The organism is Marinobacter sp. DUT-1, from assembly GCF_050379415.1.
Taxonomy (GTDB): domain Bacteria; phylum Pseudomonadota; class Gammaproteobacteria; order Pseudomonadales; family Oleiphilaceae; genus Marinobacter.
The window spans coordinates 735184-751809 of record NZ_JBNRLS010000002.1; the positions used below are offsets into that span (position 1 = coordinate 735184).

The window sequence follows — 16626 nt, forward strand, 5'->3', positions numbered from 1 at the left end:
GGTTTTTTGTGTCTAGCGAGAGACTTACTGGCCGTACTTGGCCTTCGCCTTCTGACGGTACTCGTGCAGAAGCGGCTCGGTGTAGCCGTTCGGCTGCTCACAGCCCTTCAGGACCAGAGCCATGGCCGCTTCGAACGCCACGCTGTCATCGAAGTTCGGAGCCATGTTGCGATAGGCCGGGTCGCCAGCGTTTTGCTTGTCGACCACCGCCGCCATACGCTTCATGGTTTCTTCGATCTGCGCTTCGGTGCAGACACCGTGGTGCAGCCAGTTGGCCAGCAGCTGGGAGGAGATCCGCAGGGTGGCGCGGTCTTCCATCAGGCCGACGTTGTTGATGTCGGGCACCTTGGAGCAGCCCACACCCTGATCGATCCAGCGCACCACGTAGCCCAGGATACCCTGTGCGTTGTTATCCAGCTCCTGCTGGATGTCCTCGGCGCTCAGGGAGGACGGATCCTCCATAACCGGCACGGTCAGGATATCTTCCAGAGCGGCCCGCTCGCGCTTGGCCAGCTCTTTCTGCACATCAAACACATTTACCTGGTGATAATGGGTTGCGTGCAGGGTTGCAGCGGTCGGAGACGGAACCCACGCAGTGTTGGCGCCGGCCTTCGGGTGGCCGATCTTGGCTTCAAGCATGCCAGCCATCAGGTCGGGCATGGCCCACATGCCTTTACCAATCTGGGCAACACCGGAGAAACCGGTTTCCAGACCAATGTCCACGTTCCACTGCTCGTAGGCGTTGATCCAGGTAGCCTGCTTCATCGGGCCCTTGCGAATGAATGGACCCAGCTCCATGGAGGTGTGGATCTCGTCACCGGTGCGGTCCAGGAAGCCGGTGTTGATGAACACCGCACGCTCTTTGGCCGCATGGATACAGGCCTTCAGGTTGACGGTGGTACGGCGCTCTTCGTCCATGATGCCGACCTTCAGGGTAAAGCGCGGCAGTCCGAGAGCATCCTCAACGCGACCGAAGAATTCGTTGGTGAACGCCACCTCTTCCGGACCGTGCATCTTGGGCTTGACGATGTACATGGAGCCCTTGGTGCTGTTCTGGAACTTGCTGTTGCCCTTGAGATCGTGGATAGCGATCAGCGAGGTGATCAGGCCGTCCATCAACCCCTCGGGGATCTCGTTACCGTCGCTCAGCAGGATGGCCGGGTTGGTCATCAGGTGGCCGACGTTACGGATGAACATCAGACTGCGGCCCTTCAGTGCCAGCTCGCTGCCGTCAGCGGCGGTGTAGGTGCGGTCCGCATTCATCTTGCGGGTCAACTGCTTGCCGCCCTTCTCGAAGGTTTCCTCGAGATCACCCTTCATCAGGCCGAGCCAGTTGCGGTACGCCAGGGCCTTGTCGTCGGCATCCACAGCGGCAACAGAATCTTCGCAGTCCATGATGGTGGTCAGCGCGGACTCCATCAGGACATCCTTCACGTTCGCACCGTCGTCCTTGCCGATCGGATGACTGGCATCGATCTGGATCTCGAAATGCATGCCGTTCTTGACCAGCAGCACACCGGTGGGCGCATCGGCAGCGCCGGTGTAGCCCACGAAACCGGACTCGTCTTTCAGGCCGGTGGTCTCGCCATTCTGAAGCTTGACGACCAGCTTGCCGCCCTCAACAGAATACCTGGCGGCGTCCTTGTGGCTGCCGGAAACCAGCGGCGCGGAGCTGTCCAACAGGTTGCGGGCCCACTCGATAACCTTGGCACCACGAACCGGGTTGTAGCCCGGGCCCTTGTCGGCACCGCCTTCTTCGGAGATGGCATCGGTGCCGTACAGGGCATCGTACAGGCTGCCCCAGCGGGCGTTCGCCGCATTCAGGGCGAAACGGGCGTTCATGATCGGAACCACCAGCTGCGGGCCGGCCATGGTGGCCACTTCCGGGTCGACATTGGAAGTGGAGATTTTGAAGTCAGCCGGCTCTTCCACGAGGTAGCCGATGTCTTTCAGGAAAGCCTTGTATTCGGCCATGTCCAGCTTCTGACCCTTGTGGTCACGGTTCCAGCTGTCCATTTTCTCCTGGATAGCGTCACGCTTTGCCAGCAGTTCGCGGTTGCGCGGGGCCAGTTCGTTCACAATCTTGTCGAACTCTGCCCAGAATTTGTCAGAATCGATACCGGTACCCGGAATCGCTTCGTTGTTTACGAAATCATACAGATTCTTCGCGACCTGAATGCCGCCAATTTGTACGCGTTCTGTCATCGTTGTCTGCCTCAATGCGTTTGATTTCCCGACTCACATTTATAGTCGGAGCCTGGATCCCTGTTTACCCCCGGCGCCAGGTCGTGCCTTCCCTGGAATCATCCAGAATAACGCCTTTCTCCGCGAGCTCGTCGCGAATCCGGTCGGCCTCGGCAAAGTTTTTCGCCTTGCGGGCGTCGGCCCTGGCCTGAATCAGCCCCTCGATTTCCTCGGCGCTCAGCTCGCTTCCTGGATCAGCCTGGAAAAAGGCTTCCGGGTCCTGCTGCAGCAGACCAAGGACAGCACCGAGGCGAACGAGGACGGCAGCGCTTTTCTTTGCCTCTTCCTCGTTACCGTCACGACGGTACTGATTAATCTCGTTGGCCACACCGTGCAGCACGGCAATCGCGCCGGCGGTGTTGAAGTCATCATCCATGACTTCAACAAATCGGCGGTCATGCCCGGTTTCGGGCGCATCCGCCTCCTTCGCCGGGACAATGCCGCGCAGAGCGTGGTAAAGCTTGGTCAGCGTTCGCCCTGCCTCGGCCAGATTGTCTTCCGAGTAGTCCACCTGGCTTCGGTAGTGGCTTGATACCAGGAAGTAACGCACGACTTCGGCCGGATACTTGTCCAGAATCTCGCGGATTGTGAAGAAGTTCCCCAGGGATTTGGACATCTTCTCCTTGTTCACGCGAATGGCGCCAGCGTGCATCCAAGTATGAACGAACTTGTGCCCGGTAGCGCACTCCGACTGGGCGATTTCGTTTTCATGATGCGGAAACAGAAGGTCCGGCCCGCCCCCATGGATGTCAAAGGTGTCACCCAGGCACTGGGTCGACATGGCGGAACACTCGATGTGCCAACCCGGACGACCATCCCCCCAGGGCGACGGCCAGCTGACCTCGCCCGGCTTGGCCGCTTTCCAGAGCGCAAAGTCGGCCGGGCTGCGTTTGGCTTCCTGGACATCCACCCGGGCGCCAGCCACCAGGTCTTCCAGTTTCTTTTTGCTCAGCTTGCCGTAGTCCGGAAAGGACTCCACCGCGAAGTAAACATCGCCATTATCCGCTGCGTAGGCATGACCACTGGAGACCAGCTTGTGGATCATCGCGATGATCTCGTCAATGTAGGCAGTGGCCCGGGGCTCCTCGTCCGGAGACAATACGCCGAGCTTGGCCTCATCTTCGTGCATGGCACGGATCATACGCCCGGTCAGGTCCGAGTAGACCTCGCCATTCTCATCGGCCCGACGCAGGATCTTGTCGTCAATATCGGTGATGTTGCGAACGTAATGAACGTCGTAGCCCCGGTGGCGCAGGTACCGGGTGATCACATCGAAAGCCACCAGCACCCGCGCGTGGCCCAGGTGGCAGTAGTCATACACGGTCATGCCGCAGACATACATGCGCACCTTGCCCGGTTCGATGGGCCGAAGCTCTTCTTTTTTCTGCGTGAGCGTGTTGTAGATTCGGATCACTTGCCCCCCTTACCCCAGGAGTCCCGCAGGGTGACGGTACGATTGAACACCGGGTGACCGGCGGCGGAGGTCTGCTCCTGATCGCAGAAGAAGTAACCCTCACGCTCGAACTGGTATGGCAGGTCCGTGCGCGGGTCCGCCAGACCTTTCTCGACCCGGGCGCCTTTCAGAACCACCAGGGATTCCGGATTCAGGTGGTCAATGAAGTCACCATCCTTGTCACTGTCCGGAGACTCGTGGTTGAACAGGCGGTCATAGACGTTGATGTTCGCTTCCACGCTGTCTGCGGCGGAGACCCAATGGACTACACCGTTGGGCTTGTAGCCATCGGGGTTCACGCCGAGCGTATTCGGATCGTACTCACACTTGAGCTCAACGATCTCACCACTTTCGTCGCGGATGATTTCCCGGCAGGTCATGACATAACCACCACGCAGGCGCACCGCCTGGTCCGGCGCCAGCCGCTTCCACTTGCGTGGCGGCTCCTCGGCGAAGTCTTCCCGGTCGATATACAGCACCTGACTCCAGGTAACCTCCCGCTCGCCCATATCCGGGTTCTGCGGGTGAACCGGCAGGGTCAGGGTTTCGGTCTTGTCTGCCGGATAGTTGGTGAGCGTGACCTTGAGCGGACGCATGACACACATGGCGCGCGGGGCACGGATATTCAGATCCTCCCGAATGGCATGCTCGAGCATGCCCACATCCACCGTGCCGCCTGCCTTGTTCACGCCGATCATGTCGCAGAAGCTGCGGATGGATTCCGGGGTGTAACCACGGCGCCGCATGCCTGAGATGGTGGGCATGCGCGGGTCATTCCAGCCATCCACGTAGCCCTCGTCCACCAGGCGCTTGAGCTTGCGCTTGGAGGTGATGGTGAAGTTCAGGTTCAGCCGGGCAAATTCGATCTGGCGCGGATGACAGGGAACGGAGATGTTATCCAGTACCCAGTCATACAGCGGCCGGTGATCCTCGAACTCCAGGGTACACAGGGAGTGAGTAATCCCTTCCATCGCATCAGAGATCGGGTGGGTGTAGTCGTACATCGGATAGATGCACCACTTGTCACCGGTCTGGTGGTGCTCGGCGTAACGGATTCGATACAGGATCGGGTCCCGCAGGTTGATGTTCGGGGACGCCATGTCGATTTTCGCCCGCAGCACCAACTCACCGTTCTGGTACTTGCCGTCGCGCATATCCCGGAACAGCTGCAGGTTCTCGTCCACCGGACGGTCCCGGTACGGGCTGTTCCGGCCGGGCTCCTTCAGGGTGCCCCGGTATTCGGCCATCTCGTCGGCGGACAGCGCACAGACATAGGCCTTGCCGTTACGGATCAGCTCCTCGGCAAACTCGTACAGGGCATCGAAGTAGTCGGAGGCATACCGCACCTCACCGGCCCATTCGTAACCAAGCCACTGCACATCCGCCTTGATGGCATCGATGTACTCCTGGTTTTCCTTCTCCGGGTTGGTGTCGTCAAACCGCAGGTTGCACTCGCCACCAAAAGTCTCGGCAATACCGAAATTCAGGCAAATGGACTTGGCATGACCAATGTGCAGGTAGCCGTTCGGCTCCGGCGGGAAACGGGTGACAACCTTGCCGGTGTGCTCACCTTTGGCGATGGCATCTTCGATCAGGCTCTGGATAAAGTTGTGGGCTTTCTTCGACTCGGCGCTCATACAATCTCTGTTGGACAGGGGTTGAATCTTAAACCGCGTATTATACTCACAAATCCCTTCCGGACTCATGCATAGCGCAAAACTCTTGAGTACAATAGCGCCCTGAAACCTCTATAAACCTGTACAGGAAACCCTGATGATTCTGCTGCAAACCAATTTCGGTGATATCAAGCTCGAGCTGGACTACGACAAGGCCCCGGAAACCGCCAAAAACTTCGAACAGTATGTTCGTGATGGTTTCTACGACGGGCTTATCTTTCACCGGGTAATCAGCAACTTCATGATTCAGGGTGGCGGCTTCGAGCCGGGCATGACCCCGCGCAAGACCCGGGAGCCGATCCAGAACGAAGCTGACAACGGCCTCAGCAACATGGTTGGCACCGTCGCCATGGCGCGCACTATGGATCCGCATTCCGCCACCGCCCAGTTCTTCATCAACGTGGAGAATAACGGTTTCCTGGATCACACCGCCAAGAATGCCGAGGGCTGGGGCTACTGTGTATTCGGCAAGGTGGTTGATGGCATGGAGACCGTCAACAAGATCCGTGCCGTGCGTACTACCATGCGCGCCGGTCACCAGGACGTCCCCGCCGAGGACGTGATCATCGAGAAAGCCGAGGTTCTGGAGGACGCGTGACCACGCTGTTTATCTCCGATCTGCACCTCGAGGAGTCGCGTCCGGACATCACGGACGCGTTTCTGGCCTTCCTGAAGAACAAGGCCATGGGTGTGGAGCGTTTGTATATCCTTGGGGATTTCTTTGAGGCCTGGATTGGTGATGATGAACGCACGCCCCTGCAGGAAACCGTCGCCGCAGCCCTGAGGGAAGTAAAAGAAAGCGGTACCGACATTTTCCTGATGCACGGTAACCGGGACTTCCTGATCGGTGAGGAATTCTGCAACCGTGCCGGCGCCACTTTGCTGGACGATCCCACAGTCGTGGATCTTTACGGCACCCCCACCCTGCTGATGCACGGCGACAGCCTGTGCACCGCGGACGTGGAGTACCAGAAGTTCCGCGCCAACATGCGCAACCCGCAGTGGCAGCAGATGATCCTCTCCCGGCCCCTGGAGGACCGCCAGCAGATGGCCCGGCAGTTACGGGAAATTTCCATGGCGAAGAATCAGGGCAAGGCCGAAACGATCATGGATGTCACGCCTGAAGAAGTTGTAAAAGAGATGGAGGCCCATGGCGTCCAACGCCTGATACACGGCCACACCCACCGGCCAGCAATCCACGAACTTCAGGCAAATGGAGAAGATGCCCGCCGCATCGTCCTTGGTGACTGGGATCAGAACCTCTGGTGGCTGGAAGTGGAGCCGGACAACGAACCGGAACTGAATAAAGCCCCGCTATGACGACGGGGCTTCAGATGGCTCGCGATAGGTCTCGAGCCGTCTGAGCCAGCCCGGAAGCCAGCGCTCACGCTCGATCGGATTCTCGGCGTTTTCGGCACGGCGGGTGAGTACCTCTCCGGCCGCAGACCGGAAGGCGTCCAGCGCGGCCTGCTCCTTCTCAGGTTTCATCTCAAGCAGAACCTGCAACAACCCCCAGCCTTCGCCATCATAACGCTCCGATTGGGCCAGCCCCTCGCCCTTGAAATTGACGTAGTCCATGAGCGCGTATACGCCGCCGGGCGTCGCACTCAGCTCCACCAGATGCTGGGTAACCCGCTCCCGATGCTGCTCAGGGGCTGCTTCAACGACCTTGTCCAGGGACTCCCTGGCCCTACGGAAAATGAACTCGGCCTGAAGCCCCTGGGTGCCCGCCAGAAACTCCCGGAGTTCGGCAACACGGGTGGAATCCTCCGCCTCCAGAAAGGTCTCCCGATCCGGCCAGGGTGCATCAAACGGCTCGAGATTCACCAGCCAGTCCGGCACCGACGCCTGGCGCTGGGTCATATACTGGATCAGCTTGGGAAAACTCTCGACAAAACGCCCATTCACGCCTTCCGGGTACCATATGAAGTGGCCTATGCCCAGTGACGGGAATGCCTCTCCCTCGTTCCAGTGCACCAGGCACTGCAACTTGCCGGCACACTCGTTCTGGAAAATCTTCTGGCCCACCCAGTCCATCTGGGCAGGCTTGAGGGCCAGGGAAATATCCGCACCCGATGCAGGCGCGGCTGTTTCGGCTTCCTCTGCTGGCTGGCTGGATTCAGCGGTCTCCTCCTTTTCCGGTCCGGAATCACAACCGGACAGGATGAAGAAAGAGAGAAGCAGAATCAGCGGGAAGAATCCTTTAACCAATCAATCACCTCGTAGACATGATCATCCGGCGGAAACACCGGGTAGAACACCTTCTGGATTTGGCCATCTTTGGCAATGAGCGTCACTCTCTTGTTCAGGGTCACGCCTTCAACGGTGAACAGCGGAAGCTCCAGCGCCTGTGCCAGCGCCAGGTTCTCATCACTGAGCAGTTCAAACGAAATACCCAGTCGATCGACAGCCTCCTGCTGATACCCGGAATCCTGGGTACTGACACCAAAGACCTGTACGCCCAGATCCGTCAGCTCCCGGTGATGATCCCGGAACGCGCAGGCCTGGGGGGTACAGCCCAAAGCTCCCGGTATCTGCGCCCAACCGTCTGGCGATGGGCGGTCCGGGCGGCCGGTACGGGGATAGAAGTAAAGCACCACTGTCCCCGCCAGACTGCCCACATTTACCTGGCGCCCCTCAGAACTGGTCAGTGTGCCGTTCGGCAGCGCCTGCCCTTTCAGGTGATCACAGGCACCGTCGTCCGCCGGCGCCGGAGTATTCTCGGGAATGCTTGTCATGATTATTGTCTCCTGTGGCATGAACCCGGTTATACCACGGAGGCCGACATTTGGTTCAGCAAACGTCATTATGAAGTACCCAACTGTCCGGGGTAATGGCCAGCCGCTTAACATTCCTTCAGATTCCAACCGTTACCGCTGCAGTTACCCTCCATTATTTATGTGAAGCACTTCAAAATGTTACGAATGTATAACCGATTTATGCCGTTTGCTTATATAGAGTGCGCGCTCCGGCATCGGCCATGCCCGGTCCGGACATCAATAAACAGAAAAAGGATGTAGTATGAAAAACGCATTGATTTGCTCGGCTCTGTGCGCTGCTCTGGCTTCCGGCGTTGCTCACGCCGATAACCATGGCACCTCCGGTTCCAACGGCCTGACCACCAATGATCTGGTTGCAAATGGTTATGCCGAAGCACGCCTCGGCTTTGCCGATATGGGGCTGAGCGATGATGCCATTGTTGTCGCAGGTACATTCGGCACAGGCCTGGACCAGATCCTGCCGGGCCTGGGCGCTGAAGCCGAGTTGACGCTGACCGCTGCAGACGCGGAAACCAGCTATTTTGGAGAAACGCTGGAAGCCAGCTACTTCGGTCTGGGCGGCTACGCCACCTATACCCTGGACCTGGATCAGCAAGTCAAAGGGCTTGAACTTCTGGGAAGGGCCGGTCTGGTTTACGTGGACGCCGAAGTTGACACTGCATTCGGCTCCGCCAGCGATTCCAGCATCGAACTCGGCGTAGGCATTGGTGCCCGCTACAACCTGCAAAACAACCTGGCTATCGTCGGCCGCATCGATACCTACGACATCGATGTCCTGAGCATCGGTGCCACCTACCGGTTCTGATATCTCTCGATATCATTCCAGAACCGTCGGGCCCTGTTTCAGGCAGGGCCCTGTGCAATACCCCATCACTCCATGGCGTGCTCGGCGAGCTTCGCCTTGATCTCGTCGGGAATCGGAACCGATTTCTCGTGCTCATAATCGAAATGGATCAGCACCGAGACGCCACGGGCAATTTTCTTTCCGTCCTGCCAGGCCTCCTGGATCACACGGAACGAACTGTTGCCGATCTCTCCAATCCCGGTGCGGATTTCCACCGGCATATGCCAGTAGCTTTGGGCCAGCAGATCGATTTCCAGCCGGGCCAGGATCAGGGGCCAGGTTTTCACTTCCAGCGTCGGGTGGAAAATCCGGAAGATCGGAGTCCGACCCTGCTCGAACCAGACCGGTAATGACGTATTGCTGATGTGGCCCAGAGCGTCGGTATCGCTGAACCTCGGTTCAATCTCGAGTGTGAACATCCTCGTTTCCTGTCATTGAGTCTCTGTGCGGGTTATTCGTGCCGCAGTGCATCAATCGGATTGAGCATGGCGGCTTTCCGCGCGGGAAAATACCCGAAGATGACGCCGATGGCCACGGAAAAGGAAAAACCAACCGCCATCACGGTCGGCGAAATCACAAAGGGCATATCGAGCTGCCAGGTGACCAGCCAGGTGCCGCCCACGCCAATAACGAGACCGATGACGCCGCCGAGTGTGGACAGGGCGATGGATTCAACCAGGAACTGGGTCAGCACATCCCGGGCCCGGGCCCCGATCGCCAGCCTTATTCCGATTTCCCGGGTACGCTCAGTGACAGACACCAGCATGATGTTCATGATGCCGATGCCACCTACGAGCAGACTGACGGCCGCAATGGCGCCCAGCAGGATGGTCAGGGTGTTGGTGGTACTCTCCAGGGCCTGGGCGATGTCCTGGGTGTCCCGCACGTAGAAATCATCGGCGCCGCCGTTGGCCGGATTGCGGCGCTGGCGCAACAGGGACTCTATCTGGTCCTGCACCCCCCCTGTGGTGCCGTCGACCAACGCGGACACGTAGATTGCGCTGACATCGAGCTCACCCACCAGCCTGCGCTGGACCGCCTTGACCGGCATCAGAATGGTCTTGTCCCGGTCCTGGCCCATGGACTCGCCCTTCGCTTCCAGCACACCGATGACCCGGCAGGCGGTGCGCCCGACCCGGATGTTTGCCCCCAGAGCCTCCTGCCCCAGAAACATTTCCTCGATCAGGGTCTTGCCGATGATGCACACCGCGGCACCGGAAGACAGTTCGCCCTCCTCGAACGCCCGGCCGTAATCCAGGTAATGGTTACGCACGGAGAAGTACTCGTTGGTCGTACCAATGACCGGAATGGTGTCGTTGGCATTACCGATAACTACCGTGGCGCTGGCGGTGAGTGCAGGCGCGACCAGGATGCCATCCACCTCGTTGCGGATGGCGTCGACATCGGCCAGCTCAAAGTTCTCCGCAGTGGTCCGAAGACCTCCGGGGCCCCGTTGGGCAGTGCCAGGCATAACAAACAACAGGTTGGAGCCAATGCTGGCAATCTGTTCGGTCACGCTGCGGGTGGCAGACTGCCCCAGGTGGACCATGGCCACCACACTCGCCACGCCGATGATGATACCGAGGGTCGTGAGGAACGAACGCAGTTTGTTTCGGGCAATGGCCTGCACCGACATGCCCAGGGTATCGAGCGCTCTCACGGGATTACCTCCGAGGGTACACCGTCCCGGATCAGCTTGCCGTCGGTGAAAAACAGCACCCGGTCGGCATAGCGGGCGATGTCTGGCTCATGGGTCACCATGAGGATCGTGACCCCCTTCTGTTCACGGATCGACACGAGCTCCTTCATGACCTCCCCGGCCATAACGGTATCCAGGTTGCCGGTAGGCTCATCCGCCAGCAAGACCGGTGGCTCCGTGACCAGCGCCCGGGCTATTGCCACCCGTTGTTGCTGGCCTCCGGAAAGCTGGGCGGACGTCGCGTGCGCCCGACCGGCGAGGCCGACGGTCTTGAGCGCCTTCATCGCCAGCTCATGACGCCGGGCTGGCCGGACTCCCTCGTAAATCAGCGGCAGTTCAACATTACTCAGGGCACTGGTGCGGGGCAGCAGGTTGAAACTCTGGAACACGAAGCCCATGAAGTTACGGCGCAGCAGGGCCAGTTCGTCCCGGTCGAGGCCACCGACCTCCACACCCCGGAACCAGTATTCCCCGGAGGTGGGCACATCCAGGCACCCCAGAATGTTCATGCAGGTGGATTTGCCGGAGCCCGACGGCCCCATGATGGCAACGAACTCCCCCGCCCGGATGCTCAGGCTGACACCATCCAGGGCACGAACCTCGGTCGCACCGCTGCCGTAAATCTTGTAGATATCCCGCATCTCCACCACGGATGGCGCGGATTGCGGCGCCGCCGGTCTGTCGACGTTACCTGGTTCAGTCATGGCGTTACCGACGCCTGCATGCCGGTAATCACCGCGTCATCCTCTGTCAGTTCGCCGCCGGGCAGTTCCGTGTACCGGCCATCAGACGCCCCCGTTTGCACGACTACCCGGGTCGGCTCACCGTCACGGAGTACCCAGACCGTATTTGACGGCCCGGCCCGGTTACCTCCGGCCCGCGCGCCGGGGTGACTGAACAGTCCACCACCACCGCCATCGGTCGACGGCGGGGTAAAACGGAATGCCATGTTCGGTACCCGCAGGACCTCCTCCCGCCGGCCGGTTTCGATGGTGGCAGTTGCCGTCATGCCTGGCTTGAGCAATCCTTCGCTGTTATCCACGGACAGTACGGTGGTATAGGTGACCACGTTGTTCTCGACGCTCGGATAAAGGTGAACCTTGAGCACTTCGGCAGAGAACGCCTGGCCGGACCAGGCATCCACGGTAAAGGTTGCCGTCTGCCCGGCTTCCACCATCCCGACATCGGCCTCGTCCATGGACACGTGCAGCTCCATGGCTTTCAGGTCTTCCGCCAGCAGGAACAGCACCGGGGTCTGGAAACTGGCTGCCACGGTATTGCCGGGTTCGATGCTCCGCTGCAGAACCACCCCGTTGATAGGAGAGGTAATCACCGTTTTTTCGAGCCGGGTCCGGGCCTGAAGCACCGCCGCCTCCGCCTGCCTCACCGACGCCCGGGCATAGGCCAGCTTGGCTTCGGCCCGCTTACGAACAGCGATGGCGGCATCCAGCTCCGCCTGGGCAGTAGTACCCCGTTCACGCAATGCGCTGATCCGTCGTTCATCCACCTGCGCTTCCTGGAGCGTCGCCTCGGCCTCTGCCACCGAGGCCCGCGACAGGGCAAGCTGGGCTTCGGCCTGTTCCAGCGCCACTTCCAGCTCATCAGTGTCAAACAGAGCCAACACCTGGCCATCGGTCACCTGATCATTTTCTTCCACCAGAACCTGCGTGATCAGCCCCGATATCTCCGCACCCACGGAAACCTCACTCTTGGGCTCCAGGCTTCCGGTGGCAGTGGCGGTCAGCACCATATCGCCACGGTCCAGATTGTGGGTCTGCCACTGCACCTCGCCGTCATCGGGCCACAGCCACCAACCGGCAATAGCCACCAGCGCCGCCAGCACCAGCAGCCATATCAGCCGCCCGGCCCTGCCCCGCTTGCGCTCCGAATGGATAACCCGGTTAACCTCAGCGGCCATTTCCTGCCGGGACGCGGTTTCCTCCTGTTGCATCAACTTCTCTCCTGAAACCGGATTACAAAAGCCAAGGCTTTGAGGCATATCAATATGCAATCTGCCACACAGCTTCTATAGTTATAATGGAAAACGTGTATTTTTTGGCCACCCCATCACGGCCACCAACGTTTCTTCCGACAAATTTGTATCAAGGCTCGGCCGCTTGGCCAAGAAAAGCCAGGGAGATTTGAATTATGGGTAGTAAAATTCTGGGGTCCGTCGCGCCAGGCATACTAGCCGCGGGGCTGGTAACAACACTTGCCGGTTGCAGCGGCAGTGATCATGATGCCTCACTGGGCACTCCGGAGGGGGAAGCCATTGTTGAGGCGTTCCTTACCGAGAAAGCCGTCCAGATTGGTGGTGCCACCACCGCCACCGCCCGTGCCGAAGTCGGTGGGACTGACTGGGCGGTCTACAACATGGCCAACCGACTGGCGATCACACCGATCCAGACTTCCGCAGGCGCGGTGCATGAAATCGAGCTGGAAAGCTTTATCCAGGATATCCTCATCGTGCCCTATGAGGGCCGTACCTATGCCTTGGCGGCAGTCCGCGAATCCGGCATCGCCGTGGTGGATATTACCGATCCGGCGGCCATGCAGGTATTGCATACCACACCGGTGAATTATTACCAGGACGGGATCGTGTTCGCCGAGGGTGGCGGTGACCTCGTGACGGACGTGGTGATTGAAGGTCATGGCTTTATCAAGTCCCTCGAGACCGACGGCACCGACCTGTGGATTGCAAACGAGAGTTACGGCATACACCGCACCGCCCTCGCCAATGTCATCTCGGCAACACCGGCTATGGAGGAAGACGGGACGCTCCTCATCGACGATGAAGTCTACACGCTCCAATACTCAGGGGAGCATCCCTGGGGTGCCCCTGCCGATTTGCAGCTGCATACTGACGGCAATCTGTATGCCGCCATCGGCTTCCTCGGACTCGGCGTTTACGACCCGAACACGCTGGATCGCATCGGTTACTACAACATGTACACAGACGCAGCACCAGCTGATGCTGCGGATCCCTGCAGCGCAGGGGTTACGGAAGACTGGTTTCTGTGCATGAATGTTGAGAACGAGGTCGCGGATCCAAGCCATATTGACCCAGAAACTGGCATGCCGAACCACTTGCAGGCGTCGTTCGAAATTCAGGAGGTGTGGCACGGCGATGTTGACGCACCAACGCCTTGGGCGGACTTTGACCGCTATGGCAAGTACTACTACAAGGCCAACAAGCTGGATGTCGAAACCTACAACACAGGAAGCGGCGATCAGACCATCGTTTACTTGGCCTATGGTCTCGGGGGCCTGGTTGCAGTAGATATAGGAGCGCCAGACGCCGGGGGCGAGTTAGCCACCAGTTATCTGGGGTATGCCCCGGCCGTGCCAGCCCATGGCCCCGACGAGCCGACCGGTGAGCAGTCTCAGAGCCTGTTCCCCTACTTCGGGGTAGGTATGCTCAAGGAAGCCGGCGTGGTCGATGTTGAAGTGGATACGGCCAACAACCGCGTCTATTACGCGGATCACTTTGCCGGTCTGGTCGCCCTGGAAAACGCTCAGACTCCGGACACCAGCTGGGTGCAATCAGGGGCCCCTTACGACAACGACCTGTTTCCGGAAAGACTGCACTGGCCCGACTACGAGTTCGTAACCTCCTACGACATGGGCGCCTGGAACCCGGACGACAACGAATCCCTGCCGGCCTGGATGTACGAGGCCCCGAGTCTGTTGGTGACCGGCGAAGTGAGTGGCCACGGCAACGCCCTGTTCCTTATGCCCACCGTCAGCGATACAACCGGCGCTGTGGATGTGGTCCAGGCCACGGGAGCCGGTGGCCTCAACTTCATGGATATCGGTGACCTGGCGACCGTCAGCACCGACATGAGCACCAGGTTCGCGGTTGCGGCCTACTTCGCCAGTACCACCGAAACCTATGCGGACGCGGATGGCACGCCTACCTCGCCCCTGGCGGTGGGTCACACCCAGGGCGTAGCCGCCACGCAGCAGTACCTCTATATGGCGGACGGCCCCCACGGGATGATTGTCTGGCAGATTGCGGATTCCGATGGAAATCCCGTCGATGAGCCACACGTGGCTGCTAATACGGTGGTCGACGAATACGAAGTGGACAACCCGGACGGCTCCACCGCCTATCCGACGCCCCACGCCTACAACGTGATCCTGGGTGGCGAAGGCAGCCGGGCCTATGTCATGTCCCAGAGCCTGGGCCTGCGCCGCGTGGATGTCACCGGAGCAGAGGCTGGCCAGGGTGTTCCCGGCGCTCCGCTGCTGCTGACACCCCAGCCCTCGGACTTCTTCGAACACAATCTGGACTCGGGCTCTTTCGGTGGTATCAGTCGGCAAGACCACGCCTATGACGTCGACTTCCATGGCGACTACGCGGTGGTGGCCGATGGCAGCAACGGACTGACCGTTTACGACATGACCATGAACCCGGCCGACGGTACCGGTAACCATGTCGTCGCCAACCTGGGTTCAGCGACCGGCAATCCTCTTTTGGGTCGCGCTTCAGGCGTTGAACTCTGGACCAACCCTGCAGACGGCAGCATCTACGCCTTCGTCGCCTCCGGCCACTCCGGTATTGCCGTGGTCGACATGACCGGTCTTCTGGCGGATGGGGTCACCCCCGGCATGGAACTGGTCAAGATCTTCCAGCCAATCAAGATCGAGGAAGAACTGGATGGAAGCGTACACATCGGCAAGGCGGACAGCCGAAGCGTTGATGTAGACGTCATTGGCGACCATGCCTATTTCAGCTACGGAGGCTTCGGCCTGCTGGCCTACAGCATCGAGGATCTGCTGGCCCCGCTGCCCGAGGGTGTCGAGCCGGACAAGATCTGGAGCATGGGTGGCAGCGGCTTCGACTACCGCCCCGAGGCAGTCGCCCAGTATCGGCTCCAGGCCGAACCGGGACTTGAGGAGTCTGATCCAGAGGCCCTGTACATGACCCCGCAGTACTTCCCCGCCGACACCCTTTTGGTCGATGGTGAGGGACAATGGTACACCCTCGACGAACCACGGCTGCTGTTCTATGTAGCCTACGGGGAGGCGGGTGTTGCCAAGCTCGACTGGAGCGATCCTGCCAATCCGGTACTGCTGGAACACCAGCAGACCGTCGGTGAAGCGACAGGAACCGCGATCGCGAATGGACGGGTCTACGTGGCCGATGGCGGCGGTGGCCTGGTGATCTTCCGTCAGTAAAATTTCAACACCAGAACGAAGAAGGCCGGGAATCCCCGGCCTTCTTCGTTTCATATCCGGCAAATTCCACTCAAAATCGGTGCCCCACCGCCAGCGTGAACACCACCGGATCTACCTCCATTTCAACAGTTTCGTTGATGGCTCCGGAAAATTTGGCGTCGGTGTCCAGCAAGGTATAGCGAACGTCGAAATTGACCAGTACCGGTGTACCGAAATCCAGCTCTACACCGGCCAGGATTGTGGGGTCAAAGGTGCTGTCCAGATTGACATCAAGGCCGGGGGGCCTGGCGTTCTCATCGTAGAACTTGTTGAAGGCAACGCCTCCGCCCAGATAGGGCGTGACCGCCGAGGTATCCTGGAAAAAGACATTCATGGTGAGGTACGTCGGGACATATTTCACATCCCCGATGTTGCCGATACCCAGTTCCTTCAACCGATGATTTCCCTCGAGGTCCGGCGAGTACGGCAACGAGGAACTGATTTCCAGGGCCGCGTAGTCCGTGACAAACCAGCCCAGCGCACCGCCGAGGGTGATATCGCTATCCAGGCGGACGCCGCTTCGGGATATGGTCGAAAAGCTCTCACTACTCGTGTCCGGGTCCATTGCACTGACGCCGGCCCGGACATAAAAGTCGCCGGCTCCGGCATAAACCGGGGCCGCCAGTGCCATTCCCAGCAATGGAATAACCGCGGCACTGGTCAGATATGGAACAAAAACTCCCTTCATAATGTTTCCCTCCTAGGAAAGT

At 59.6% G+C, this 16626-nt stretch carries 14 protein-coding genes; 4 read left to right on the top strand and 10 right to left on the bottom strand.

The window, feature by feature from the left end; all coding sequences use genetic code 11:
- Positions 1 to 24: 24 nt before the first annotated feature.
- The 3 genes from ACQUTG_RS09025 to ACQUTG_RS09035 all read right to left on the bottom strand — a co-directional run bounded on the left by ACQUTG_RS09025 (position 25) and on the right by ACQUTG_RS09035 (position 5334).
- Positions 25 to 2205, bottom strand: coding sequence for a malate synthase G (locus tag ACQUTG_RS09025; protein WP_428919073.1), 2181 nt, complete (start codon positions 2203 to 2205; stop codon positions 25 to 27).
- 64 nt (positions 2206 to 2269) lie between these two features.
- Complete coding sequence (gene cysS, locus ACQUTG_RS09030; RefSeq protein WP_428919074.1) at positions 2270 to 3658, bottom strand: cysteine--tRNA ligase; 1389 nt, start codon at positions 3656 to 3658, stop codon at positions 2270 to 2272.
- Positions 3655 to 5334, bottom strand: coding sequence for a glutamine--tRNA ligase/YqeY domain fusion protein (locus ACQUTG_RS09035; protein ID WP_428919075.1), 1680 nt, complete (start codon positions 5332 to 5334; stop codon positions 3655 to 3657). Before ACQUTG_RS09035 ends, cysS begins: the two co-directional genes overlap by 4 nt.
- A gap of 136 nt (positions 5335 to 5470) precedes the next feature.
- Here ACQUTG_RS09035 and ACQUTG_RS09040 point away from each other — a divergent pair, with 136 nt between their 5' ends.
- Positions 5471 to 5971: a peptidylprolyl isomerase gene (locus ACQUTG_RS09040; protein ID WP_343810394.1), complete on the top strand. Its 501-nt coding sequence runs from the start codon at positions 5471 to 5473 to the stop codon at positions 5969 to 5971.
- A complete protein-coding gene (locus ACQUTG_RS09045) occupies positions 5968 to 6693 on the top strand; it encodes a UDP-2,3-diacylglucosamine diphosphatase (protein ID WP_428919076.1) in 726 nt (241 codons plus the stop codon). Before ACQUTG_RS09040 ends, ACQUTG_RS09045 begins: the two co-directional genes overlap by 4 nt.
- Here ACQUTG_RS09045 and ACQUTG_RS09050 read toward each other — a convergent pair.
- A complete protein-coding gene (locus tag ACQUTG_RS09050; RefSeq protein ID WP_428919077.1) occupies positions 6688 to 7584 on the bottom strand; it encodes a hypothetical protein in 897 nt (298 codons plus the stop codon). The two genes, ACQUTG_RS09045 and ACQUTG_RS09050, sit on opposite strands and share 6 nt — an antisense overlap.
- The gene (locus ACQUTG_RS09055; protein ID WP_428919078.1) at positions 7560 to 8111 is read right to left on the bottom strand and encodes a peroxiredoxin; all 552 of its coding nucleotides are present in this window, start codon (positions 8109 to 8111) and stop codon (positions 7560 to 7562) included. The genes ACQUTG_RS09050 and ACQUTG_RS09055 overlap by 25 nt, the downstream gene beginning before the upstream one ends.
- 283 nt (positions 8112 to 8394) lie before the next feature.
- On the opposite strand from ACQUTG_RS09055, the gene ACQUTG_RS09060 reads away from it, so the two are divergent.
- Positions 8395 to 8958, top strand: coding sequence for an outer membrane beta-barrel protein (locus ACQUTG_RS09060; protein ID WP_428919079.1), 564 nt, complete (start codon positions 8395 to 8397; stop codon positions 8956 to 8958).
- A gap of 65 nt (positions 8959 to 9023) precedes the next feature.
- Here ACQUTG_RS09060 and ACQUTG_RS09065 read toward each other — a convergent pair whose 3' ends face one another.
- The 4 genes from ACQUTG_RS09065 to ACQUTG_RS09080 are packed head-to-tail and all read right to left on the bottom strand — an operon-like array spanning position 9024 to position 12647.
- On the bottom strand, positions 9024 to 9416 hold the full coding sequence (locus ACQUTG_RS09065; RefSeq protein ID WP_428919080.1) for an acyl-CoA thioesterase: 393 nt from the start codon (positions 9414 to 9416) through the stop codon (positions 9024 to 9026).
- 32 nt (positions 9417 to 9448) lie between these two features.
- Positions 9449 to 10657, bottom strand: a complete 1209-nt coding sequence (locus ACQUTG_RS09070) for an ABC transporter permease (protein ID WP_428919081.1) — start codon at positions 10655 to 10657, stop codon at positions 9449 to 9451.
- Complete coding sequence (locus ACQUTG_RS09075; RefSeq protein ID WP_428919082.1) at positions 10654 to 11400, bottom strand: ABC transporter ATP-binding protein; 747 nt, start codon at positions 11398 to 11400, stop codon at positions 10654 to 10656. The genes ACQUTG_RS09070 and ACQUTG_RS09075 overlap by 4 nt, the downstream gene beginning before the upstream one ends.
- Positions 11397 to 12647 (bottom strand): efflux RND transporter periplasmic adaptor subunit, encoded by a 1251-nt coding sequence (locus tag ACQUTG_RS09080; RefSeq protein ID WP_428919083.1) that lies wholly within the window; start codon positions 12645 to 12647, stop codon positions 11397 to 11399. The genes ACQUTG_RS09075 and ACQUTG_RS09080 overlap by 4 nt, the downstream gene beginning before the upstream one ends.
- Positions 12648 to 12844: 197 nt before the next feature.
- Between ACQUTG_RS09080 and ACQUTG_RS09085 the strand changes: the two genes are divergently transcribed.
- Positions 12845 to 15877: a hypothetical protein gene (locus ACQUTG_RS09085; protein WP_428919084.1), complete on the top strand. Its 3033-nt coding sequence runs from the start codon at positions 12845 to 12847 to the stop codon at positions 15875 to 15877.
- Between the two features lie 70 nt (positions 15878 to 15947).
- Here the strand turns inward: ACQUTG_RS09085 and ACQUTG_RS09090 are convergent, their stop codons facing one another.
- Positions 15948 to 16604: an OmpW/AlkL family protein gene (locus tag ACQUTG_RS09090; RefSeq protein ID WP_428919085.1), complete on the bottom strand. Its 657-nt coding sequence runs from the start codon at positions 16602 to 16604 to the stop codon at positions 15948 to 15950.
- Positions 16605 to 16626: the final 22 nt, after the last annotated feature.